Source organism: Sphingobacterium sp. R2 (genome assembly GCF_040760075.1).
GTDB lineage: Bacteria > Bacteroidota > Bacteroidia > Sphingobacteriales > Sphingobacteriaceae > Sphingobacterium.
The window spans coordinates 2,148,766-2,172,223 of sequence record NZ_CP142884.1; the positions used below are offsets into that span (position 1 = coordinate 2,148,766).

General features: G+C 38.3%; 23 protein-coding genes. 16 read left to right on the plus strand and 7 right to left on the minus strand.

Annotated features, from left to right (window positions below; genetic code table 11):
- Positions 1-186: 186 nt before the first annotated feature.
- From VXM68_RS08970 to VXM68_RS08985, 4 genes are all read left to right on the plus strand, one after another.
- Positions 187-1,284 (plus strand): mandelate racemase/muconate lactonizing enzyme family protein, encoded by a 1,098-nt coding sequence (locus VXM68_RS08970; RefSeq protein WP_367211053.1) that lies wholly within the window; start codon positions 187-189, stop codon positions 1,282-1,284.
- A 242-nt stretch (positions 1,285-1,526) separates the two neighbouring features.
- On the plus strand, positions 1,527-2,507 hold the full coding sequence (locus VXM68_RS08975; RefSeq protein WP_367211055.1) for a deoxyhypusine synthase family protein: 981 nt from the start codon (positions 1,527-1,529) through the stop codon (positions 2,505-2,507).
- 91 nt (positions 2,508-2,598) lie between these two features.
- The gene (locus VXM68_RS08980) at positions 2,599-3,261 is read left to right on the plus strand and encodes a hypothetical protein (RefSeq protein WP_367211056.1); all 663 of its coding nucleotides are present in this window, start codon (positions 2,599-2,601) and stop codon (positions 3,259-3,261) included.
- A gap of 310 nt (positions 3,262-3,571) precedes the next feature.
- The gene (locus tag VXM68_RS08985) at positions 3,572-4,147 is read left to right on the plus strand and encodes a non-canonical purine NTP diphosphatase (RefSeq protein WP_293956388.1); all 576 of its coding nucleotides are present in this window, start codon (positions 3,572-3,574) and stop codon (positions 4,145-4,147) included.
- A gap of 159 nt (positions 4,148-4,306) precedes the next feature.
- On the opposite strand, the gene VXM68_RS08990 is transcribed toward VXM68_RS08985, so the two are convergent.
- On the minus strand, positions 4,307-6,880 hold the full coding sequence (locus VXM68_RS08990; RefSeq protein ID WP_367211057.1) for an OstA-like protein: 2,574 nt from the start codon (positions 6,878-6,880) through the stop codon (positions 4,307-4,309).
- Between the two features lie 54 nt (positions 6,881-6,934).
- Between VXM68_RS08990 and tilS the strand changes: the two genes are divergently transcribed.
- The 7 genes from tilS (at position 6,935) to VXM68_RS09025 (ending at position 12,072) form a co-directional block, all read left to right on the plus strand.
- Positions 6,935-8,266 (plus strand): tRNA lysidine(34) synthetase TilS, encoded by a 1,332-nt coding sequence (gene tilS, locus VXM68_RS08995; RefSeq protein WP_312331536.1) that lies wholly within the window; start codon positions 6,935-6,937, stop codon positions 8,264-8,266.
- A gap of 188 nt (positions 8,267-8,454) precedes the next feature.
- Positions 8,455-8,949, plus strand: coding sequence for a hypothetical protein (locus tag VXM68_RS09000; RefSeq protein ID WP_367211059.1), 495 nt, complete (start codon positions 8,455-8,457; stop codon positions 8,947-8,949).
- A gap of 85 nt (positions 8,950-9,034) precedes the next feature.
- Complete coding sequence (locus VXM68_RS09005; RefSeq protein WP_209578618.1) at positions 9,035-9,355, plus strand: DUF4834 family protein; 321 nt, start codon at positions 9,035-9,037, stop codon at positions 9,353-9,355.
- A gap of 33 nt (positions 9,356-9,388) precedes the next feature.
- Positions 9,389-10,492, plus strand: coding sequence for a DNA replication/repair protein RecF (locus tag VXM68_RS09010; protein ID WP_294184026.1), 1,104 nt, complete (start codon positions 9,389-9,391; stop codon positions 10,490-10,492).
- Positions 10,485-10,811: a DUF721 domain-containing protein gene (locus VXM68_RS09015; RefSeq protein ID WP_293956396.1), complete on the plus strand. Its 327-nt coding sequence runs from the start codon at positions 10,485-10,487 to the stop codon at positions 10,809-10,811. The genes VXM68_RS09010 and VXM68_RS09015 overlap by 8 nt, the downstream gene beginning before the upstream one ends.
- Positions 10,812-10,822: 11 nt before the next feature.
- Entirely contained in the window at positions 10,823-11,386 is a 564-nt protein-coding gene (locus VXM68_RS09020; RefSeq protein ID WP_294184028.1) for a Crp/Fnr family transcriptional regulator, read from the plus strand.
- A 251-nt stretch (positions 11,387-11,637) separates the two neighbouring features.
- Positions 11,638-12,072, plus strand: coding sequence for an SRPBCC domain-containing protein (locus VXM68_RS09025; RefSeq protein WP_293879585.1), 435 nt, complete (start codon positions 11,638-11,640; stop codon positions 12,070-12,072).
- Between the two features lie 366 nt (positions 12,073-12,438).
- On the opposite strand, the gene VXM68_RS09030 is transcribed toward VXM68_RS09025, so the two are convergent.
- From VXM68_RS09030 to sucC, 3 genes are all read right to left on the minus strand, one after another.
- Positions 12,439-13,059 (minus strand): L-threonylcarbamoyladenylate synthase, encoded by a 621-nt coding sequence (locus VXM68_RS09030; RefSeq protein ID WP_293956399.1) that lies wholly within the window; start codon positions 13,057-13,059, stop codon positions 12,439-12,441.
- Positions 13,060-13,208: 149 nt separating this feature from the next.
- A complete protein-coding gene (asnS, locus tag VXM68_RS09035; RefSeq protein ID WP_367211060.1) occupies positions 13,209-14,654 on the minus strand; it encodes an asparagine--tRNA ligase in 1,446 nt (481 codons plus the stop codon).
- Between the two features lie 306 nt (positions 14,655-14,960).
- Positions 14,961-16,154: an ADP-forming succinate--CoA ligase subunit beta gene (sucC, locus tag VXM68_RS09040; protein WP_209578613.1), complete on the minus strand. Its 1,194-nt coding sequence runs from the start codon at positions 16,152-16,154 to the stop codon at positions 14,961-14,963.
- Positions 16,155-16,326: 172 nt separating this feature from the next.
- Here sucC and VXM68_RS09045 point away from each other — a divergent pair, with 172 nt between their 5' ends.
- The 4 genes from VXM68_RS09045 (at position 16,327) to VXM68_RS09060 (ending at position 19,260) form a co-directional block, all read left to right on the plus strand.
- Positions 16,327-16,977: an ABC transporter ATP-binding protein gene (locus VXM68_RS09045; protein ID WP_307188045.1), complete on the plus strand. Its 651-nt coding sequence runs from the start codon at positions 16,327-16,329 to the stop codon at positions 16,975-16,977.
- 63 nt (positions 16,978-17,040) lie between these two features.
- The gene (locus VXM68_RS09050; RefSeq protein ID WP_367211061.1) at positions 17,041-17,520 is read left to right on the plus strand and encodes a hypothetical protein; all 480 of its coding nucleotides are present in this window, start codon (positions 17,041-17,043) and stop codon (positions 17,518-17,520) included.
- A gap of 77 nt (positions 17,521-17,597) precedes the next feature.
- Positions 17,598-18,128: an HAD family hydrolase gene (locus VXM68_RS09055; RefSeq protein WP_307187605.1), complete on the plus strand. Its 531-nt coding sequence runs from the start codon at positions 17,598-17,600 to the stop codon at positions 18,126-18,128.
- A gap of 127 nt (positions 18,129-18,255) precedes the next feature.
- Positions 18,256-19,260 carry a LacI family DNA-binding transcriptional regulator gene (locus VXM68_RS09060; protein WP_367211062.1) on the plus strand — a complete coding sequence of 335 codons (1,005 nt, stop codon included), beginning with the start codon at positions 18,256-18,258 and terminating at the stop codon, positions 19,258-19,260.
- Positions 19,261-19,346: 86 nt separating this feature from the next.
- Here VXM68_RS09060 and lpdA (VXM68_RS09065) read toward each other — a convergent pair whose 3' ends face one another.
- Complete coding sequence (lpdA, locus tag VXM68_RS09065) at positions 19,347-20,735, minus strand: dihydrolipoyl dehydrogenase (protein WP_307187603.1); 1,389 nt, start codon at positions 20,733-20,735, stop codon at positions 19,347-19,349.
- A gap of 245 nt (positions 20,736-20,980) precedes the next feature.
- Here lpdA (VXM68_RS09065) and VXM68_RS09070 point away from each other — a divergent pair, with 245 nt between their 5' ends.
- The gene (locus VXM68_RS09070; protein ID WP_209578608.1) at positions 20,981-21,280 is read left to right on the plus strand and encodes a DUF3817 domain-containing protein; all 300 of its coding nucleotides are present in this window, start codon (positions 20,981-20,983) and stop codon (positions 21,278-21,280) included.
- 148 nt (positions 21,281-21,428) lie between these two features.
- On the opposite strand, the gene VXM68_RS09075 is transcribed toward VXM68_RS09070, so the two are convergent.
- Both VXM68_RS09075 and lpdA (VXM68_RS09080) read right to left on the minus strand, forming a co-directional pair.
- On the minus strand, positions 21,429-21,833 hold the full coding sequence (locus tag VXM68_RS09075; RefSeq protein WP_307187602.1) for a hotdog domain-containing protein: 405 nt from the start codon (positions 21,831-21,833) through the stop codon (positions 21,429-21,431).
- A 66-nt stretch (positions 21,834-21,899) separates the two neighbouring features.
- Positions 21,900-23,306 carry a dihydrolipoyl dehydrogenase gene (gene lpdA, locus VXM68_RS09080; RefSeq protein ID WP_367211063.1) on the minus strand — a complete coding sequence of 469 codons (1,407 nt, stop codon included), beginning with the start codon at positions 23,304-23,306 and terminating at the stop codon, positions 21,900-21,902.
- Positions 23,307-23,458: the final 152 nt, after the last annotated feature.

Genomic DNA, 23,458 nt, shown 5'->3' on the forward strand with positions numbered 1-23,458 from the left:
ATATTGTATTTATTGTTCTTAGCTGTTAATACAGTTTGATGCGTAGCTGAATAATGCAACATTTGGCAATATTTTTTTGTGTGATATGGAAAAAGCATCCCAAGATTGCGAGAATATATATAAATTAGGCAAAGTATTGCATATGCTTTTATGCTGTATCGACATGGCTTAACTAAAGAGAATGAGATGAAAATAACTGAAATTGAAATTTATCGACTAAGCATTCCTATGGAACCTTTTGTCATTGCGACAGGGACAATGGACTATGCGCAAAATACCTTTATACGTATATATACCGATGCCAATATCTATGGTGTGGGTGAATGTTCTGCCTTTCCGATGATCGTTGGAGAAACACAAGATACTTGCTTAGTTCTGGCAAGAGATTTTGCAAAGATCTGGAAGGGGCGCGATCCTTTGGCCATAGAAGAGCGTTTGGCTGAATTGGATTTGTATATAGCCGGTAACAAAACGATCAAATCGGCTTTTGATATGGCCTTGTATGATTTGGCCGCCAAACATGCTGGTCTACCGCTTTATCAGTTTCTAAAGGGAACGAAACGAGAAATTACGACAGATATCACTTTAGGAATTGCGTCTCCGGAAGAGATGGCGGTGAAGGCAAAGCGTTTACAGGACGAAGGTGCGGTCATGTTGAAAGTTAAACTGGGGAAGGAGCCAAAAACGGATATTGCACGTATTCGTGAAATACGTAAGGCTGTTGGATTCGAAATGCCTATTCGCGTGGATGCAAATCAAGGCTGGTCTTATGCGGGGGCAATAGAAGCTTTGCAGGGGCTGGAACCTTTTAAGATACAATTTTGTGAACAACCAATGCGTACCTGGGATGACGAATATTTACCGCAATTGCGCACAGAAACTATTGTTCCCGTGATGGCAGATGAATCTGTTTATTCTCACCATGACGCAGAGCGTCTCTGTAAAGCTGATGCTTGCGATTATATCAATATTAAATTTTCGAAATCAGGAGGTATTCAAGAGGCCTTAAAAATTAATCATATTGCCGCGGAATACGGCATTACTTGTATGATCGGAGGAATGCTGGAATCTCGCTTGGCTTTGGCTGCTAAGGTACATTTCGCGTATGCTGCACCAAATGTCAAGTTTTTTGATCTGGACACGTGTATGGTTGGCCATCTGGAGGATCCTGTTATCGGTGGTATTCAGTATGACGGATACAAAATACATATTTCAGACGAAATTGGTATCGGGGCCGATATAGACCAAGGGTTCTTAGACCGTTGTGAGAAATGGATCATTTAAATTGTGGTAAATGATGAATAGTATGAACTGGGGAATAGGGATACAAGAGATTGTTGTGCTGATTATTATTGTTATCTTTTTGGTAGCGGCCTATTTGTTTTTCTCTAAGTTGTTGAGAAAGTAGGTTTAGTTGGCTTTAAAAAAAATGTGTTCTATACGCGTTTTGAATCTCTATTGGGACGAAATAGATTATATTCAGTACCTTTGCGGTACTTATTATTTTATAAAAGTTAGAAAATATCATGAGTACTCAAAAAGGACCTATTTCTCAATTTATTGAGCATAATTACCGTCACTTTAACGCAGCGGCATTAGTAGATGCTGCAAAAGGTTACGAGGAACATCTATTGGATGGTGGAAAAATGTTGATCTCTTTGGGAGGTGCAATGTCTACCGCCGAATTGGGTGTTTCTTTGGCAGAAATGATCCGTCAAGATAAAGTACACTTTATTTCTTGTACTGGTGCTAATTTGGAAGAGGATGTGATGAACCTTGTGGCACACTCACACTACAAAAGAATCCCGAATTATAGAGATTTGACAGCTGAGCAAGAAAGAGAGTTATTGGATAACCACTATAACCGTGTGACAGATACTTGTATTCCGGAAGAGGAAGCTTTCCGTCGTTTGCAGAAACATCTTGAAGATGTTTGGCATGCTGCTGAGGCTAAAGGTGAGCGTTACTTACCACATGAGTTTCTTTATCAGGTTGTTAACTCTGGTGTGTTGGAGCAATATTATGAAATCGACCCAAAAGATTCTTGGATTGTTGCTGCTGCTGAGAAAAATTTACCAATTGTATGTCCAGGATGGGAAGATTCAACGACAGGTAATATCTTCGCTTCCAATGTGATCAAAGGTAAATTGAAGGCGAGTACAGTAAAATCGGGTATCGAGTACATGATTTACTTGACAGAATGGTACCGTAACAACTCAGCAGGTAAAGGTGTTGGATTTTTCCAAATCGCAGGTGGTATTTCTGGTGACTTCCCAATCTGTGTAGTTCCGATGATGTATCAAGATCTTGAATGGGAAGAAGTACCTTTCTGGGCTTATTTCTGTCAAATTTCGGATTCAACAACTTCGTATGGTTCTTACTCTGGTGCTGTTCCAAACGAGAAAATCACTTGGGGCAAATTAGATATTGATACTCCTAAATTTATCGTAGAATCTGATGCGACAATCGTTGCGCCATTAATCTTCTCGTATATCTTAAGTCATTAATCTTTTTGACATACAGAAAGGAGCGATTTTTCGCTCCTTTTTCTTTTCCCTTTTTCTTCTTTATCTTTACTGTCTAATATTTCTTTTCCCGATGAGCAATCTTACAACAGATAATCCCGTTGCACTTCAGACCTTAATGGATGAAACAATCTTTGGAAATGGTTTTGATTTTCAAGCCGATATATCTGCCCATCCTATGCCAGAGGAGAACAGTGCGCATGCGCAAACAGCTTTTGTACAAGCATCATCGACAACGAAGGACACTTCGTATTTGGCATTGGGGGTAGGTGCGGAGCAGGCCGCTTTGGCTATTGAGCCCCGCAAGGGCGGTGATACTGTTAACCATCTGGAGGTATTGGGTGGTGAGTTTATATATCAAGGAAATAAGGATCAGGGAATACTCTTTATTTTGCGTTACGAGGAATACCCTTACTTTTCTCCCGCCGCATTGGACGCTTTTGAAAAAACAATTGGTGCCTTGAAATTGACCAAAGAGACCGTTGCGGTACTCAATTTGGCAAATCCCCATAATCCAAATGATTTTAAGCGTATTATGCAGTTTTTCCAACCAACTAAGATTATATTGTTAGGTGTTGACCCCGCATCTTTGAAACTTCCATTTATTGAACATAATTCCTACATGAAAGGCCGTATTGCGACGGTTTTTAATACGTTCAGTTTTGAAGAGATGTTTGTTGATGTGAACAAAAAGAAGCTGTTTTGGAACGAATTTAAGACCTTTATTGTTTCTTGATTTTTTTATCAGAAACTTGTTATGAATAAAATTGGGATTTAAGAGGGAATGTGAGCTCCTAAACCCCATCTGTTATTTAATTGAACCGCATGCGACACCATCACTAAGGTCAGCAGTAGAAGAACTTCTAAAGAAAACTTTTTTATTATTTTTATTGGGTTAATAGTGCCAATTATGAGTTTTATTACAGAATATATATGGTAATGCTTATTTTTGGAGGTGTAACTTCATGGAAAAATCGTAGCCCACTGCAAAGTGAGGAGCACGGTAGATAAAGCGAAATAACAAACAAAAACTAAATTTGAAGAAGATGCTAGAATTAGTGTTTGCAACCAATAATGCCCATAAATTGGAAGAGGTCCAAGCGATCGTGGGGGATGCTTTTGTCATTAAGAGTTTAAACGATATTGACTGTCAGGATGATATTCCAGAAACAGGTATAACATTTGAGGAAAATGCCCAGCAGAAAACGGACTATTTGGTGAACAAATATGGTCTTTACTGTTTTGGGGATGACTCAGGCTTAGAAATTGATGCATTAAATGGTGAGCCTGGAGTTTATTCAGCACGTTATTCAGGATCGAGGGATATGGAAAAGAATATTGATCTTGTCCTGAAAAATTTAGGCGATAACCCCAATCGTACAGCGAGATTCAAAACAGTTATTTCACTATATTTGAATGAGCAGCAGCACTTCTTTGAGGGAAGTATTGAAGGTAAAATTATTGCGGAACGTAGAGGTGTTGATGGTTTTGGTTATGATCCCATCTTTATCCCTAATGGCTATGACAAGACTTTTGCGGAGATGACTGCCCTTGAAAAAAACAGCATAAGCCATCGTGCGATTGCTGTGGGCAAACTTGCTGCATATTTAAGAACGAAGTAAGTTAGTTACGATCTGATTTGAGTTATAAATAGAAGTTTTTATTTATTTAATGATAAGGAATGAGCGCGTCTGAGAGGATCAGCAGATAGGCTTAAATCAAAAAAGCAGCGCAAAACAATTTGTTTTGCGCTGCTTTTTTATGCGACTTGGTATTGGCGGTTATTTAGCTTTTACTTTTGTCTGTGTACTATCTTGCGCCGATATTATCGCCGATTTATTTGTTGTTGAGTCGGACTTTGCAGTTGCTTTGTCGGCTGCAGTCTTTACATTTGTTTTCGTACTGTTAGCTTTACCTGTTGTTTCCGATGGCTTAGCTGTTTTGGTGGCAGCGCTTGTTTTATTGTTTGAAGCGTCCACCTCTTTCTCTTTCTCGAGCGTTTCGTTCCCATCAGCTTTCTTGGCGGCACCCTTTTGAGGGGTCGTTGATTTATCGCCTTTTTTAATAGACTTCATTGTCCCTGATTCCTCACCTTCTGGCGCAGTAGGAACCGTAAATGATGCTTTTGAAAGATCCCTTTTTCGATTTAATAAATCGTCTTTTGACTTAGGCCGGTCTTCAGGTCGCCAAGTGAAATTCGGAAGAAATTCCTTATCGGCCGTGACTTCAGCAATAGGATAGACCTTGCCGTCTACTTTCCGGATGGATACATATTCCTTCAGCTTATTATCTTCCATCAAGATCTTGAAGCGGCTACTTCGATCGTGGACAAGCTCTGTGGTTACATTGGTCTTTTCATCAATATTGTAGAATATATTTTCAGCGTTTCCATCAACAAACAGACGTTCCATACGGTTATTGGTGAAAAAGCTGGTAATCTTCCGACCTTTAATCTGATTGAATTTTAATGAGTCGCTTGTTGCGTTTACCATGAAAGCGTTACCGACAAGTAGTGAATTGTCCAATTTTTGATTCTTTACTTGTAGGAATATGGTATCTCCAGAGATTTGTGAGTTTTCGGCCCACATCATTGGTTTTCCCATTAGTCTGAACATGGAATCTTGCATACCATAATACATAGAATCTGCTACGGCTTGGAGGTCAGATTTAAATAGTCGCGCATTATAGTAGGCTTTTATAATCCGTGTTTTGGCCGTATCCTGTGTTAGAGAATCTCGTTTACCCTGTTGAGCATTTTTTAAAGCTGCTCCCATCAGTTTATCGGATTCACCGCCTTTCGGGATGATCGCTTTTTTACGCAATAAACTATCAGCCTTAAGATTTTTTTCAATTTCTATCTTGTTTTGATCACCGACAATAGCTGATGTTTTTTTTGCTGCAATCGGTTTCTTATTTGTCAGGGTATCTTGTAATTTTTTAATGTTCTTTTCAAGAACCGGTTTGCTGTTGTCTTTTTTAGGCAAACTGTCGATTCCCTTGTGAATGCCATCTTTTATGTTTTCTAATGTACCTGTGGAATCAACTGTTGTTGAGCTGGAATCTTGGTCACCATAATCGACCTCATTGTCGTCCTCAATCGCCCCACCTTCACGATTCAATTTAAAATCTCTTGCAATATAATCTCGGCGAAATATCATCTGTGAGAAGAGCGTGTCGGCTGTCATAAAAACAGAATCTACCTGTGAATCAGTCTTAAGTGGTTTATTATTGCCGCTTTTGATATTTTTACCTGGACGTTCCTTTTCTTCTAGAGCAACTTGCGATGTAGTTTTATTTGATTTGAGCTTATCTTTCTGTCTATCTTTATCAATTTCCTTTAACTCTTTAGTTTCTTTTTTGAGCTCTTGCCCTGTTTTTTGTGGAGCAGGAGACAAAGAAGGTACAGAATCTTTTTGTGTTGAATCTTTTTTGACAACCGAAATGATCAACGGCTTATCAGTCATTGTGATGGATTCGTTCCTTCCATTGTACAAGCCAAATCCACCATAGGCGTAAAATTTGTCTAAGGTATCAACAAAGACCACATTTTTTACGGCTTTACCGATTCCCACTTGTCTATCGTAGAATAGGCTGTCTCCCTTAAGAAACTTTGTCCCTTCTGTGTAGAGGTTGTTTTTAGAGAAATAAGCCTGGCCCGTTGCCATATGGTATCGGCCTTTTTCAGTATACAGGTTTTCCCCTTTATTTCCCTTGATATTTGTAGGCCCATAGAAATCAGTAATACGTGTATTACCATTATATTTCATGGAATCCGTGTAGACTTTTACATTGGTTGATCGGACCACAACTTTTTGATTGAAATAAGATTCCCCTGTATTTTCGAAATAAGTAGCCCGCTGGCTTGTAATTGTATCGCTTCCTGATAGAATACGCCCACCACTGTAATAATTACCGATTTTACTTCGCATATTATAGACAAGGTGGTCGGTCGTCAGTATGGAGCCGTTGGTGCTGACCATGCGAACTGCTCCTGTAAGTGTAGCGAGTTGCATTGCTGCTTCATAATGTAATTTATTGGAAAATATCTGTGTACCGTCGGGTTGAGTAATGATTACGTTTCCAAAGGCTTCAAAAAATTGTCTGCCAATGTTGTCTTTATGTAAATAGCCACTATCTGAGGATAGCGTTGAACCCACATGTTCATAGACTGGACGGTAAAACAAAATATTGCCGTCTTTTCCAGTAATAATATGGGATGATGAAAGAAGCTTTAGCTCATCCTGTTTCTGTGCTTGGACCGACAAGCCAGTTAAAATAAATACAATAAGTGTATAAATGTATTGTTTCACATGGGCAAAAATATGTATTTTAATTGCTACTTTACTGGATTTCACAAATTTTAAGACTTGAATTTATCTTTGACATAAAATATACCTTAACTTTGTTCTATGAATGTGCTGGAAAGACTAAAGGGCTATATTGAAAAGGAGCATTTGTTGATGCCCCATCATAAGGTATTGCTTACAGTGAGTGGAGGAAAGGATTCGATGCTTATGGCACATCTGTTTGTAAAAGCGGGGTATACCCTTGCTATTGCACATTGTAATTTTAAATTGAGGGGTACGGATTCTGATGCGGACGAAGCATTGGTTAGAACGTTCGCCACGGAAAATAATGTCCCGATATTTGTGCGGCATTTTGATACAAAAACCTATGCGAAAGAGCGACAGATTTCGATTCAAATGGCTGCCCGTGAACTTCGTTACGCCTGGTTTGAGAAATTGCGACATGAAATGGACTTCGATCGAATTGCAGTTGCTCATCATCTGAATGATCATATCGAAACGGTTCTATTAAACCTTTGTCGCGGAACTGGTCTTCAGGGACTTCAGGGTATTCTCCCTGTCCGGGAACGCATCATTCGACCCTTACTTTTCCTAAAGGCCAGCGAAATTGAACATTTTGTTAATATGTACGGTATTTCCTATCGAGATGATCAATCCAATTTTTCAACAAAATATGCCCGAAATAAAATACGGATTGATATTATTCCGCATTTTCAAAAGCTTCAGCCAGATTTCGAAATGGTCTTCGAGCAGAATATCCAACATTTTAAAGAGTCTTATCAACTGCTGCAGCAATTTGTAGAGCCTATTCGCAAACTGCTTTTTTTTCCTACTGGCGCTGGGTGGGAGGTTCGGAAAGAAGATTTAGAACCTTATCTTGATAATCTACCACTGCTCTATGAGCTATTCTCGCCCTTTAATTTCTCAAAGGCGATATTAAGTGATCTCCAACAGGCATGGGTAAGAGAATCGGGGCGTATTTTTCAATCTGATTGCTACCATATGCTCTTGGACAGAAATGAACTTTTTATTCGAGAGAAGGAATTTGTTTCTGCTGATGAGGGGTTGATTACCTCCGAAACTTCAACCGTGGAGTGGAAGCAGTATTGCTTTCATGCTGAGGTTTCTACAGATGTAACTATTGTCCAAGCGACAGAGGTTGCGAAGCTGGAGTATGATTTATTGGTTTTTCCTCTCACGATTCGATCGTGGAAAGTTGGCGATAGCTTTTATCCTTTAGGTATGGAAGGCCGTAAGAAGCTGAGCGATTTTTTTATCAATAAGAAGATCAGCTTATTTGAAAAAGAAAATATTCCGATCGTGGTGAATGGAAACGGAGATATTCTTTGGGTAGCAAATTATCGGATAGACAATCGTTATAAAATTACCTCCAATACAAAAAAAGTCCTTACTTTAGTTTGCAGAACTGATTAGCGACAAATGCTGCCGCTGATTTAGAAAAAAAACTCTGTTTTTGGAGAACGTACAAGGTGTTTCTATGAAGCTAATCCAGTATAGTGTGGATTGTGAAAACCATAGAAGCGAAGCGATGCTATTGATAGGTTGAAATATAACCTAACAATGGTATTGAGTCTCCCAATTGACAGCTAAATCTTAAATAAATGAAAGAAGGTATACTCTATTCGGAAAATCAATATTTAGGTCGTGACCGTGTTTGGATAAGTGTGCGTTTGGTGCTTGTACTTTTTTGCTTTACTGCATTTTATCTGAATTTGGATCATTTGATATCCAGTCAATTGTTTTTTATTGTCGGGGTAGGTATTATCATCACATCTATCGTAATGATGTATATGGTATTGTTCCGTACGGAGGTCTTTGAAGATCACATTCTTATTAGCGGGCTTTGGTCTACCCGAGTGGTCAAAATAGATCTTGCTTCTATCACAAATATTGAAAAGGCACCATATAGCACTTTCTTTTTCAATAACCCAGTTTACAATCTGCATACAAAAGGTAAAATTAAATTTTTTGCAGGTGGTAAAAATGCTGTCTTTCTGACAGATAAAAATGGCCTTACTTATGTCTTGGGCACACAACGTCAAGAAGAGCTCTACCGGATTATTAGGGAAACGAAAGAGAAATTAGGAAAATCTTAAAATGTGTTAATAAATTCTTATCTGACATTTTAAAGACATCAATTTTCCGAGTTATTGGTTAAATTTGATAAAATAACAACGAACTATGGCATTTTTAAAATTTATACTTATTGCATTCGCTGTTTACTTTGTAGTAAGATTCTTATTTAAATTATTTTTACCTTTCGCGATGCGCAAAGCAGCTGAGAAGTTAATGAAAAAAGCGCAGCAACAGGGTGGAGCATATAATAGCCAAGGGCAAGGCGGAACATTTTATTATGAATTTAACGGTCAACGTCAAGAGCAAGCCAAAAGGTCGCAGCCCGAAGGTAAGGTGCATGTAGATTACATTCCGCCAAAAGAAGGTGTCGAACGTAAAGGTACAGAAACGGCTGGCGAGTTTGTCGATTTTGAGGAAATTAAATAATTTTTAGCAATCCAAATAGCGTATCTTTGTGCCATGTGGCTCAAGCAACTTTCTGTTCTAAATTTCAAAAATTACGCGGAATCATCTTTGGAATTCCTTCCTGAGGTAAATGCATTTACAGGTGATAATGGGGTTGGAAAAACGAATCTTTTGGATGCGATTCATTATTTATCCCTTTGTAAAAGTTATTTCAATCCGATCGATTCACAGCACATCAAGTCAGGTAACGACTGGTTTATGGTACAGGGAGAGTTTAATAAGGAATCAACCAGTGATTTTATATCTTGTAGCCTAAAAAAAAATCAAAAGAAGCAGTTTAAAAAAAACAAGAAGGATTATCCTAGATTGGCTGATCATATCGGTTTGTTTCCTTTGGTGATGATTTCCCCAAACGATAGTATCATCGTCACAGATGGGAGTGAAGAACGTAGAAAGTTTGTGGATAATGTAATTTCCCAAACAGACAATAAATATTTAGATACGCTGATTATTTATAATAAGTTTTTAGCTCAACGTAACAGCCTTCTTAAACAAGCGCGTCAAACTAGTGTACTTGATCTTGGACTAATTGAAATTCTTAATTTTCAACTTGAAGAAGTTGGAAATATTATTTTTCAAAAAAGAAGATCCTTTATGGAGGAGTTTCAGCCTGAGTTTGACCGACATTATCAGTTCCTCACTGACGACGCGGAGTCCGTACAATTGCACTATGAATCGCCTTTAATGACTGATTCTTTTTTACGTATTTTGGAGAAGAACTTGGAGCGTGACCGTATGTTAGAACGTACCACGCAGGGTATACATAAGGATGATCTAATATTTACAATTCACGGTGGAATGCCTTTGAAAAAATTTGGTTCTCAAGGGCAACAAAAATCTTTTTTAATTGCGCTAAAACTTGCTCAATATTCTTATTTGCAACATAAAAAGGGTTTTAAGCCTCTGCTTCTTTTGGATGATATCTTCGATAAACTAGATGATCGTAGAACACACAAATTGATGCAAATGGTTTCCGAAGATGATTTTGGACAGATTTTCCTAACCGATACAGATTCAAAAAGAATTGAGCGAATATTTGAGGAAATCAACCGTCCTGTTCGTATATTTGATATTGTAGGAGGACAAGTCAATGTATAAGAAGCACGCTAAGAAAAGCCTGGAATTTATTCGTTCAAGCGATGATATCACGATTAAGGAGGGAGTTGAACGTCTTCTTGAGGCTTATAAACTGCGCAGGAAATTTGACGAAACATCGATCGCTTCCGTTTGGCCTCAATTGATCGGTAGAGCTATTGCTAATCGCACTCAGCAGCTATATGTTCGTGATAAAAAACTGTTTGTACGTGTCGAGTCTGCTGTTATTAAAAATGAATTGGCGCTTATGCGACGACAAATTTTAGGAAGGGTAAATGAATATGTAGGTCACGTCATTATTGAAGAAGTCGTGATTTTATAAAATCTCTTTTCATGTTTGATCAACTCTTCCAAGATTTTTTCCCTATTTCTGAGGCTAGTGCCTTAAAACTTTTCTCAAACTTCGCGCGTATTGAATTAAAACGTGGTGATTATTTGATCAAGGCGGGCGATTATTCTTCCAACCTGTTTGTGATAGAATCCGGATTAATCCGTCAATATGCTTGGTCAAAAAAAGGAGAGTTTACGCAATGGATAGGTACAACGAATCATTTTGTGACAGATCTAGCTTCTTTCATCTTTGGCAGGGCTTCCAGATGGAATTTCCAATGCATTAGCGATTGTACGGTATACCGTTTGTCAAAGTCCGATTACCAGCGGATGGAATCCGAAATTGAGGAATGGAATAAATTTGAGAAGGCTTTTTTAGCCAAATGCTTTTGTACAATGGAGCAGCGCATTTCGGATTTCATTTGTCTAACGGCGGAGGAGAGATATGTCCAATACTTTGAACAACATAAATTATTATTCCAACAAGTTCCTCTTCAATATATCGCCTCCGTTTTGGGTATGAGCCCAGAAACCTTGAGTCGTATTCGAACAAAAATAAGTTCTTGATAAAAGTCAAGAGCGACCTGCCTGTCTTTTTCTAGTTTTGTCGTGTAGCTGTTAACGAACAGCTTAATTAATCGAACACGTAAGCAAAATTTTATGTATACGGTTCATAATAAGCTTGGAATAGTTTGTGTGCAGCTGTAATAATTGACATTAAGACGAAACTAGGATAGCATCACATACGCTTTATCGTTATATGAAGACGGATGAAGAAGATGGAGCTATTTTGTCGTTTCAGCGATAAAAAGAACACAATGAAAAAGATTGAAACGAGTATTCTCATTGAAGCAACAATAGAAGAGGTTTGGCAGGTATTAAGTGAATTTAAGGCTTATTCCCAGTGGAGCCCAACAATCAAACAGTTTGAAAAGCAACCGGTAGTCGGAAAACGCTGCAAAGTGCTTTTACAACAACCAAACGGATTCAAGATCAAAATGAATCCAAAATTCCTGTCTATTGAACAGCATAGCGAACTGCGCTGGAAAGGAGATTTATTCTTTCCAGGTATTTTTGATGGCGAGCATTATTTTAGGTTAGAACAAGTGGGAGCTTCACAAGTTAGATTTGTCCAAGGCGAATTATTTTCTGGATTGTTGGTTCCTTTTCTGGGAAAACTACTGACAGAAACGAAGCGCGGATTTGAACTTTTCAACATAGCGATAAAAAGGCGGGTGGAGTATCGATCTTAACTTTCCACAGAGATCTGTTAATATAGTTTATTTATAAACACGATATTTAACGAATTTGTCGATGAATGTTATCTTATACACATTTTTATGTGTATAACCCCATAGTTTTACACATTTTGTTACTTTTTTGAATTCTTTTGGGTTGTGTTATTAACAATTGTGTGTTGATAAATGACTAGTTATGCACATTTTATGTTAATACCTCTATGTTGATAAGCTACTTATTAACATTTCTTATGTTAATAAGTGGCTTGTTTTGTTTATAAGTATGTTGATGGGAGCATTTTTTGCACAAATTACCAACAATGCTGCTGTCGGGGATTTTGCAAATAGTTGATCAGGGGAATTTCTATTGCAAGTTGGCTTTTATAGGAATTGTTCCAAATCACCTTTTCCTTCACGAATGACATCAAAAGTTCCTTCGGTAACATCGACCACGGTAGATGCTATATTATCGCCATAACCGCCATCTATAACAGCATCAACTAGATCTTCGTATTTCTCGTGAATTAATTCAGGATCAGTAGAATATTCAATAATTTCATCTTCATCGTGAATGGAAGCTGTCACAATAGGGTTGCCTAATTGTTTGACTATTTCACGAACAATGTTATTGTCTGGAACACGGATACCCACTGTCTTCTTTTTGGAACTTAGGAGCTTAGGGACTTTAGTTGTTGCATTAAAAATAAAAGTAAAAGGTCCAGGTAAGGCTTTTTTCAGTACACGGAAAACGGAGGTATCGAAGGATTTTGTGTATTGCGAAATATCTGTTAAATCATAGCATATAAATGATAGATTTGCTTTTTCAGGCTTTAGTCCTCTAATTTCACATACGCGTTCTATGGCTTTTTGTTGCGTGATATCACAGCCAATACCATATACGGTGTCGGTCGGATAGATGATTACACCACCACGGCGAAGAATATCAACCGCCTGTTCTACTGCCTTGGGGTTGGGGTTGTCGTTATATATCTTAATAAGCATTTTCTATTTTTGTTAAGTACCTGAATTAGGTTTAATCTCAAGCCCTATTAAAGAATGCCAATGGGGCAATGGTTACTATCTGTATTCAGATACGCTATATCTAAAAGAACAACAGCCAAAATATTTTGTTTTGGCTGTTGTTCTTTAGATTAAAATTCTGCGTTTTTCGGTGTGCGTGGGAACGGAATGACATCGCGGATATTGGTCATTCCCGTCGTGAATAAAACAAGGCGTTCGAACCCTACGCCGAATCCGGAATGTGGTACCGATCCAAAACGGCGCGTATCCAAGAACCACTCCATTTCTTCTGCAAGAATACCAACTTCAGCCATGCGATCGAGTAAGCGATCAAGATTCTCTTCACGCTGCGAGCCACCGACCATTTCACCAATGCCTGGGAAAAGAATATCCATGGCGCGGACTGTATTTCTTCCTTGTGCGTCCGGCTCATTTTGCTTCATATAGAAGGACTTGATTTCGCGCGGATAGTCGGTTAAGATAACAGGTTTCTTGAAGTGTTTTTCAACCAAATAACGCTCGTGTTCCGATTGTAAATCAGCTCCCCAATCATCAATTAAATACTTGAATTGTTTCTTTTGGTTTGGTTTGCTACGCTTTAAGATTTCAACAGCATCGGTATAGGTAACGCGTTCAAAATCGTTTGTTAATACGAAGTTTAATTTCTCAACAAGGTTTAATTCTGAGCGTTCTGCAGCAGGCTTGGATTTTTCCTCTTCCAGCAAACGATTTTTGAGGAACTCGATTTCTTCTGGACAAGTTTCCAAAGCGTATTTGATGACATATTTCAGCAAAGCCTCGGCCAGATCCATATTATCTTCTAATTCATAGAAAGCCATTTCGGGTTCGATCATCCAAAATTCGGCTAAGTGACGTGTTGTATTTGAGTTTTCCGCTCTAAATGTTGGCCCGAACGTATAGATGTTTCCAAATGCCATGGCGCCAAGCTCACCTTCTAATTGGCCCGATACCGTAAGGTTGGTTGATTTTCCAAAGAAGTCTTCTTTGAAATCAATATCTCCATTTTCGTTGCGTGGCGGATTTTTTAAATCCAAGGTTGTAACCTGAAACATTTCTCCAGCACCTTCGGCATCCGAACCTGTGATGATCGGTGTGTGCATGTAGACAAAATCGTTTTCCTGAAAAAACTTATGTACAGCAAATGCCAAAGCATTACGCACTTTAAATACAGCATTGAAAGTACCGGTACGGAAACGTAAATGCGCAATTTCACGTAAAAATTCTAAGCTATGCTTTTTGGGTTGTAATGGATATTTTTCGGGGTCAGAATCACCAATAATGCTTACCTCAGTAGCTTTAACCTCAACTTTTTGACCTTTACCTAATGATGCTACCAATTGACCTTTTACGCGGACTGCTGCTCCAGTGGTGATACGCTTTAAGATATCCTCAGGTGTATTTTCAAAATCGACAACTGCTTGAATATTATTGATTGACGAACCGTCATTGATTGCTATAAACTGATTGTTACGGAAAGTTCTAACCCAACCTTTAACAACGACCTCTTTGCCAAATTCTGTGGCATTCAATAGTTCCTTTATTCTTGTGTGTTCCATCTTAATTTTTGGAGATTGACTTGTAAAAGATGCTTTGTTAAAAAAGCAATACAAAAATACGCTATTCTGTTGGTTTATTGGCTATAAATGTTGATTTAATTCAATGCACGACGGGGTATTATAGGTCATGGGGCAAATATTTTATAGAAATCAAGACAGGTGGAAATTGCAAGATTAGGGAGTGAAATATGTCCTATTTCTATAGGAGACATAACTTTGATAAGAGGGGCTTCATAAGATGAGGTGTAATAACAAAAAGCGCGAATTATTTGTAATTCGCGCTTTTTGTTATGATGATTCAAGGAATTATCCTTTCAATACTTTTGTTACTAATTCAGCAGCTTCTTTCAATAAGATTGCAGAATAGACTTGTAAACCGGATTCATCAATTAATTTTTTCGCTTCTTCAGCATTAGTACCTTGAAGGCGAACAATAATAGGAACTGGAATGTTTCCAATTTCGCTATACGCATCAATTACACCTTGAGCAACACGGTCGCAACGAACAATACCACCGAAGATATTAATTAAGATCGCTTTTACATTAGGGTCTTTTAAGATGATATTGAAACCAGCTTTCACAGTTTCAGCATTTGCCGTACCACCTACATCTAAGAAGTTGGCAGGTTCACCGCCAGCTATTTTAATGATATCCATGGTAGCCATTGCCAAGCCAGCACCATTTACCATACAACCTACGTTACCATCTAATTTAACGTAGTTTAGGTTTGATTCACCAGCTTCCACTTCTGTTGGATCCTCCTCAGTTACGTCGCGCATAGCTGCGTAATCTGCGTGACGGTATAAAGCGTTCTCATCAAGATTTACTTTAGCATCAACGGCTAAGATCTTATCGTCAGAAGTTTTCAATACAGGATTGATCTCAAACATGGAAGAATCTGTAGAATCGTATGCTTTGTAAAGGGCAGCAACAAATTTTACCATTTCTTTGTGGGCAGCACCAGAAAGACCAAGATTGAAAGCAATTTTACGTGCTTGGAATCCTTGTAAGCCTACTTTTGGATCGATTTCTTCTTTGAAAATCAAGTGCGGTGTTTTTTCTGCTACTTCTTCGATATCCATACCACCTTCTGTAGAGTACATAACAATGTTACGTCCTTTAGCACGGTCCAATAATACGGACATGTAGAATTCTTTTGTTTCGCTCTCACCTGGATAGTAAACGTCTTGAGCTACCAAAACTTTGTTTACTTTTTTACCTTCAGGTCCAGTTTGAGGCGTTACTAATTGCATACCAATGATGTCAGTTGCTCTTTGTTTGACTTCATCTAAGTTCTTAGCTAACTTGACACCACCACCTTTACCACGGCCACCAGCGTGAATTTGAGCTTTGACAACAACCCAATCAGAATTGTAGTCTTCTTTCATTTTTTTGGCCGCTTCCACAGCTTGCTCTGGAGTATCTGCTACGATACCTTCCTGTACGCGCACACCAAAGCTCTTTAGTATTTGTTTTCCTTGATATTCGTGAATGTTCATTTGCAAAAATATTTGGCGTAAAAATATAATTTTTTGGGGGATAAGACAAGGGATAAGTTTCTCTTTTATCTATTTTTTGACATTTAGACAAAATAAAATGGCTGGAATTGAGAAATAACAGCTTATTTATTCAAACTCGTTGTATCGTAAATTTATTTATCTTTGTCCTATGATGTTACATGCCAAAGGAATTCACAAAGCTTATGGGTCATTACCGATTTTGAAAGGTGTTGATATCGCTGTCGAAAAGGGCGAAATCGTTAGTATTGTAGGTGCATCGGGGGCTGGAAAAAGTACGTTGCTGCACATCATCGGTACTTTAGATAGACCCGAACAGGGGTCGGTTTTGATCAATGGTGTCGATGTCCAAAAACTGAGTGCTAAAAAATTAAGTGCTTTCCGAAACGAACATATCGGTTTTGTATTTCAATTTCACCATCTGCTGCCTGAATTCACTGCTTTAGAAAATGTATGTATTCCTGCTTTTATCCATGGAAAGGGAAGACTCGAGGCGGAAGAAAAGGCGAAGAAATTGTTGGCGTTATTGGGGGTTTCTCATCGTATTGACCATAAGCCTGCTGAAATGTCTGGCGGTGAACAGCAACGTGTCTCTGTGGCTCGTGCGCTGATCAATGATCCTTCTATCATTTTGGCAGATGAACCTTCAGGTAATCTCGACTCTGAAAATGCAGCCGCTTTACATCAATTGTTTTTTGATCTTAGAGATAAATTTCAGCAAACATTTATTATCGTTACGCACAATGAAGAACTTGCTCGCATTTCGGATCGAACGATTCATATGCGCGATGGGTTAGTCGTGTAACAGATCTAAATACGCTTAAATATTAAAATACCCTGAAGCATTGGGGATTATAACTATATTTTAATGAAGAAAATACTCATAACTTTCGGGACCAGACCTTTGGCGATGCGTATCGCTAAAAGACTTGGGGCTGATTTCGAAATATTATATGCAAGTTCAGAAGATATTCCCGAATTGCTTTTAGCCTCAGGGAAATATGCTAAAGTTCCAAAAGGTCTCCTTCCTACTTTTGCTCATGAGATACTTAAATTAAGTTTAGACCAAGAGGTTGATTATGTGTTGCCTTTGGGTGGTTTTGAGCTGGAACCATTGTCCACCGCCAAAGTTTTATTTGAGGAATATCAGATCTCAGTTCTTGTTCCGGATAAGGATATGCTCGAAACAATACCTGTTATGGAAAACCCTCCAGCAGACCTGCCTTATAGACTTCTTTCCAAAGGTAAAGATTTATTGGACTCAACAACTTTCGAGAGATCATTAGACGGCTTGTTTGCCGCCTCTGATTCTGGAGAGGAATTAGCACTAATATGTGTATCCAAGTAGCATCTTATTTTCCGTTGCCGATGCTATTGTTTTGTTTAATCGGTGTAGGCGCTATCCATAATTTTAAGTTTTAATAGATGATGTTTCCAGAAGAAAAAAAGGTTTATGTTTTTGAATTAGATGATGTTATTTTCTCTAAAAAAGATTACCTACTCCAAGTCTATTACCTTTTCGCTAGTTTTATTGAATTTACTGAGACGGTTCCAGCTCAAGCAGATTTGATTCAATTTATGAAAGATCATCTCGAGCGCCAAGGAGAAGATTTATTGTTTGAATGTGCACAACAAGCCTTCGGACTGGACCAAAAATATAAGGAGAATTTTGAGCGGCTTCATGTGAATGCTATTTTGCCAGTGCGATTACAGTTGTTTGATCACATTAATATACTTTTTAGAGCGTTAAAAGCTGAGGGTAAGCATATCTGTATCTTAACAAAAGGAAATCCGCTCGAACAGCTCAATAAAGTGAAATTTGTGGACTGGGGCGAATATGAGAATGAGGTAAAAGTTTACTTTTTGGATGAACTTATTTTTAGGGGGATCGTGCCTTTGGACTTCCTTGCGGATGAGTTTACTGTTGAACCAAGCGCAATTCAATTTGTAGACTAAGTTTACAGTAAGTATATTTGTTTAGTCTACCAAGACGATATTGTCAGTATAATCGTAGTCAATATTGTTGAAAAAAATTATGATTAGGGATTTAAAAGCCCTATTTTTATATAAAGCCCTTGGATTTATGAATAAAGTGAACAAGCCTGCCACGATAAAAGAAATTGCCAAGAAGCTGAAAATCAGTCCTTCAACAGTTTCTAGAGCATTGAATGATCATCCGAGTATTGGATTGGTAACAACAATGCGGGTAAAAAAGATGGCCGAAGAATTGAATTACGAACCCAATCAAACAGCCATATTCTTCAAACAGCGCAAAACATTTACTATCGCTGTCATCTTGCCGAGTTTGTCTGAACCTTTTTTTTCTTTTGCTATCAGTGAAATTGAAAATGTTGCATCTGAGCACCGATACACTGTTCTAATGGGACAATCATTGGATGATCCTGATCGTGAAGAGCAGATCTTAAAAACATTTAAAAACCATCGTGTCGATGGAATTTTAATGTCTATTGGTAAAAAGACGACTAATTTGGAGTTTATCGAAAAATTGGGTGCTTCGGACATTCCGGTTGTCTTCTTTGACTGTGTACCTAGTTTGCCTCATATCAATAAAGTACAAAGTGACCTTTCTACTGGTATGAACGAGGCTGTCGATGCATTCGTAGCTTGTGGTCACAAAATTATTGCCCTTGTAAATGGACCGAAAACATTGCCCGCGAGTGAAGACAGAAAAGTGGCCTATCTATCTGCTATGAAGAGAAACGGTATGGATATTGTTGATAAGAATATCATCGAAACGGATTTGAGTACGGATGGAAATGAAAGCGCTATGGAGAGTATATTTGCGATGCCTGAGCGACCTTCAGCGATAATATCTTTTAACGATTTTGTAACACTTGACTTGATGAAAGCGGCGCGGCAGAAAGGTCTTGTATTGAACCAAGATATCTTTTTCATCAGCTATGCAAATTATCCGTTATGGCAATATATGGAAAATCCACCAATGGGGCGTATTGAACAATTTCCGGGAATGCAAGCGCGCAAAGCAGCAGAAATCCTATTCGATCGAATAGATAATCCCGAAGCCCCAAACCAACAGATCGTCTTTAAGTCGAGGCTAGTTATGTAATCACATTTATTTATTACTTCATAAAACTAAAAAGGGGAAAATCTACTGATCTTCCCCTTTTTAGTTTTATGAAGTTGTTGCAAATATTATAAGTGAATTACCTCACCGTAAGCATCAGCACAAGCTTCCATGATCGCTTCACTCATTGTTGGGTGAGGATGGATCGTTTTAATCATTTCGTGACCTGTTGTTTCCAATTTACGGGCAACAACAACTTCCGCAATCATTTCTGTTACATTAGCTCCAATGAGGTGTGCACCTAGGAATTCACCATATTTAGCGTCAAAAATAACTTTTACAAAGCCATCTTTCGCACCTGCAGCTGAAGCTTTTCCAGAAGCTGAGAAAGGGAACTTACCAACTTTAATTTCATAACCAGCTTCTTTGGCAGCTTTTTCGGTATAACCTACAGATGCAATTTCTGGTGAACAATACGTACAGCCGGGGATGTTGTTGTAATCGATCGGTTCAACATGTAGCCCTTTGATTTTTTCAACACAAGTAATCCCTTCTGCTGATGCAACGTGAGCCAAGGCTTGACCTTTAACGATATCTCCGATAGCATATACGCCTTCGATGTTGGTTTTGTAGTAATCATCTACTACAACACGTCCACGATCTGTTTTTACACCAACTTCTTCTAATCCTATATTTTCAATATTTGGGGCAATACCAACAGCCGATAATACCACCTCAGCTTCGATCACTTCTACACCTTTTTCGGTTTTGATTGAAACTTTGCTCAACTCACCTGATGTATCAACAGATTGAACTTCAGACTTTGTTAAAACAGAGATGCCTTGTTTCTTTAAACTTTTCTCTAATTGTTTTGAAATTTCTTCATCTTCAACAGGAACTATTCTATCCATAAATTCGACGATAGTCACTTTCGTTCCAATAGCGTTATAGAAATAAGCAAATTCGACACCGATAGCACCAGACCCTACAACAACCATAGATTTTGGCTGTTTAGGTAGTGTCATTGCCTGACGGTAACCGATTATCTTTTTACCATCTTGAGGTAAATTAGGCAATTCACGCGAACGTGCACCAGTCGCAAGGATAGTATGTTTTGCCGAATATTCTTTAGTAGAACCGTCTGCTCCTTTAACATCGATTTTACCACCTTTTTTAATTTTTGCAGTACCATTGATAACGTCGATTTTATTCTTTTTCATCAAAAACTGTATACCTTTACTCATTCCTTCAGCAACTCCGCGACTTCTTTTGACGATAGCTTCAAAATCGGCCTCACCACCTTGAACATTGATGCCGTAATCAGCGGCATGGTTTAAATATTCAAATACCTGAGCACTTTTCAATAATGCTTTTGTAGGGATACAGCCCCAGTTTAGACAGATTCCGCCTAATGATTCGCGTTCAATAATCGCTGTTTTGAACCCTAACTGAGCGGCTCTAATGGCAGCAACATACCCGCCTGGACCACTACCGATTACAATGATGTCGTAATTCATATAAATAAATATTCTGTAGTTGAGTGTTATAGCTTCAAATACCAAAATATGTGAAGCCTATATTCATTCAAAAGTACGCATTTTTTCTGATGAAACTGAACAATTTATTGTAAAATTGGCGGTATCTGATAAAACACTGTCGCTGTTTGTAGGTATATGTCACATCTTAGTCAAAGGGGTAAAAATAATAGCTAATCTTTATTTAGAGTCTTATTTTTGGAATTCACAATAGACAGTTTATCATTATGTTAAGAATATTTAGACAGATTGCACTGTGGGAAGCTATTTCCACAATTTGCTTGTTTTTCATTGCTATGCCGCTGAAATATCTCGCAGGAATACCCGAAGCAGTCAAAATAGCAGGATCCATTCATGGCTTTTTTGTTGTTATTTTTGTCGTTATGCTAATTATGTCTACCGTAGAATACAAGTGGCCTATTTTAAAGGCTATTAAATATTTCTTGGCTTCTTTGATTCCTATTTTTGGCTTTTGGGTAGAATTGGATCTAAAAAAGGAAATTGAAGGAAAAAGACAAAAGTCTTAGCCTTTTTGTGATACAGTGTATTGATGCCTGAATTTTCTTAGCGAGTGCGATCGAAAATAGAAATGAAGAAAATCCTATCTGTAGGACGAACAATAGTGTTAAAAATTATTGAAAAGAAATACAGATTTTAAGAGCAACAGGGAGATGTTTAATCATCTCTTCCTGTTTTCTCAATACCCATGTAAGCATAAGTAATGCTATTCCTGCCATGAGCTGCGGGATTGCCATCCTCATCTAAATTTACAAATACCAGTTTTTCGATCGATAGAATTGTCTTTTTAGATATTTTATTTCGGACTTCACAGCGCATCGTTAAGGATGTTGTTCCAAAATTGATAGCTTCAATGCCGAGTTCTAGAATATCACCTTGTTTTGCTGAGCTTACAAAGTTTATTTCTGAAATAAATTTTGTAACTACTTTTGGGTTCCCAAGTTGAACGATAGCATAGATTACCGCTTCTTCATCTATCCATCGCAGCAATGTTCCTCCAAATAATGTTCCGTTAGGATTTAGGTCTTCGGGTTTGACCCATTTTCTTGTGTAAAAATTCATTGTGTATAGCTATTTAAGGCAAAGGGGAAAAGTTTCCTTTTCCCCTTGAGTATTTTATATTGACGCCTAAGCGTGTATTGCTCGATTTGCTGTAGCTGCTAGCGCAGCTTCTTTGAGAGCTTCTGTATAGGTTGGGTGCGCATGGCAAATACGTGCGATATCTTCTGCAGATGCGCGGTATTCCATGGCTACCGTAGCCTCAGCAATTATATCTGCGGCTCGTGGACCAATCATATGAATGCCTAATACTTCGTCAGTAGTGGCATCTGCGAGTACTTTTACGAAACCATCAGTATCGCCAGACGCTTTTGCACGGCCAGAGGCTTTGAAAGAGAATGATCCTGCTTTGTACTTAATACCAGCATCTTTCAATTGTTCTTCGGTTTTTCCGACAGATGCAACTTCTGGCCACGTATAAACGACGCCCGGAATCAAATTATAATCAATATGTGGTTTTTGACCTGCGATGTATTCGGCGACGTATACACCTTCGTCTTCAGCTTTATGGGCCAACATCGCTCCAGTGATTACATCCCCGATAGCGAAGACGCCTTGCACGGCTGTTTCAAGGTGTGCATTAACAGGTATTTTTTTACCTCTTTCTTCTACAGTAATGCCAATATTTTCTAATCCTAACCCTTCTGAATATGCGGTACGGCCAACCGCTACGATGCAATAGTCGCCCTCTAAAGTAATTTCTTGTCCCTTCGGATCCTCTGCAGTTACTTTGACGACATCGCCATTAGCGGAAGCTCCTGTCACTTTATGCCCCAAATAGAACTCCATTCCCAATGATTTTTTCAAAACACGCTGTAGTTCTTTCCCTAAGCCAGCATCCATCGTGCCGATAATGGATTTTGCAAATTCAACAACAGAAACTTTTGAACCTAAACGGGCATAAACTGATCCCAATTCAAGACCAATCACACCTCCACCGATGACAATAAGGTGCTTCGGTATCTCTTTTAGATTAAGTGCTTCTGTAGAAGTAATGATCCTTTTTTTATCAATTGGCAAAAAAGGCAATGAAGTTGGTTTCGATCCGGTCGCAATAATTACATTTTTACCAGTGATCTGTTCTGTAGAACCATCTGCTTTTGTTATTTTGATCGTGTTTTTGTCCACAAATGAACCTACACCCTGAAAACTGTCAATTTTATTCTTTTTGAATAGGAAGGTAATACCGGCAGTATTTTGTGCAATGACATCGTCTTTACGAGCAATCATCTTTTCCATATCTACTTTCAGGTCATTCAAACTGATGCCGAATGTATCAAAATTGTGCGCAGCATTGTGGTAATGCTCCGAAGCATCTAAAAGCGCTTTAGAAGGAATACATCCAACGTTAAGACAAGTACCACCAAATGTGCTATATTTTTCGATAACAGCTGTTTTTAATCCTAATTGGGCACAACGGATAGCTCCTACATATCCACCTGGACCACTTCCGATTACAATTACGTCGTATTGCATTGTTTACGTTTTATTTTTTTGTACCACAAATTTAATGATTATTAACGGGATAGGAAATCAAAACTTACGATTTGTGACTAAAGCGCCTTACTTTACATTTATTTGATAAACAGAGAGAAATTATACACCATAACGGAAATGATAGGCTTTTG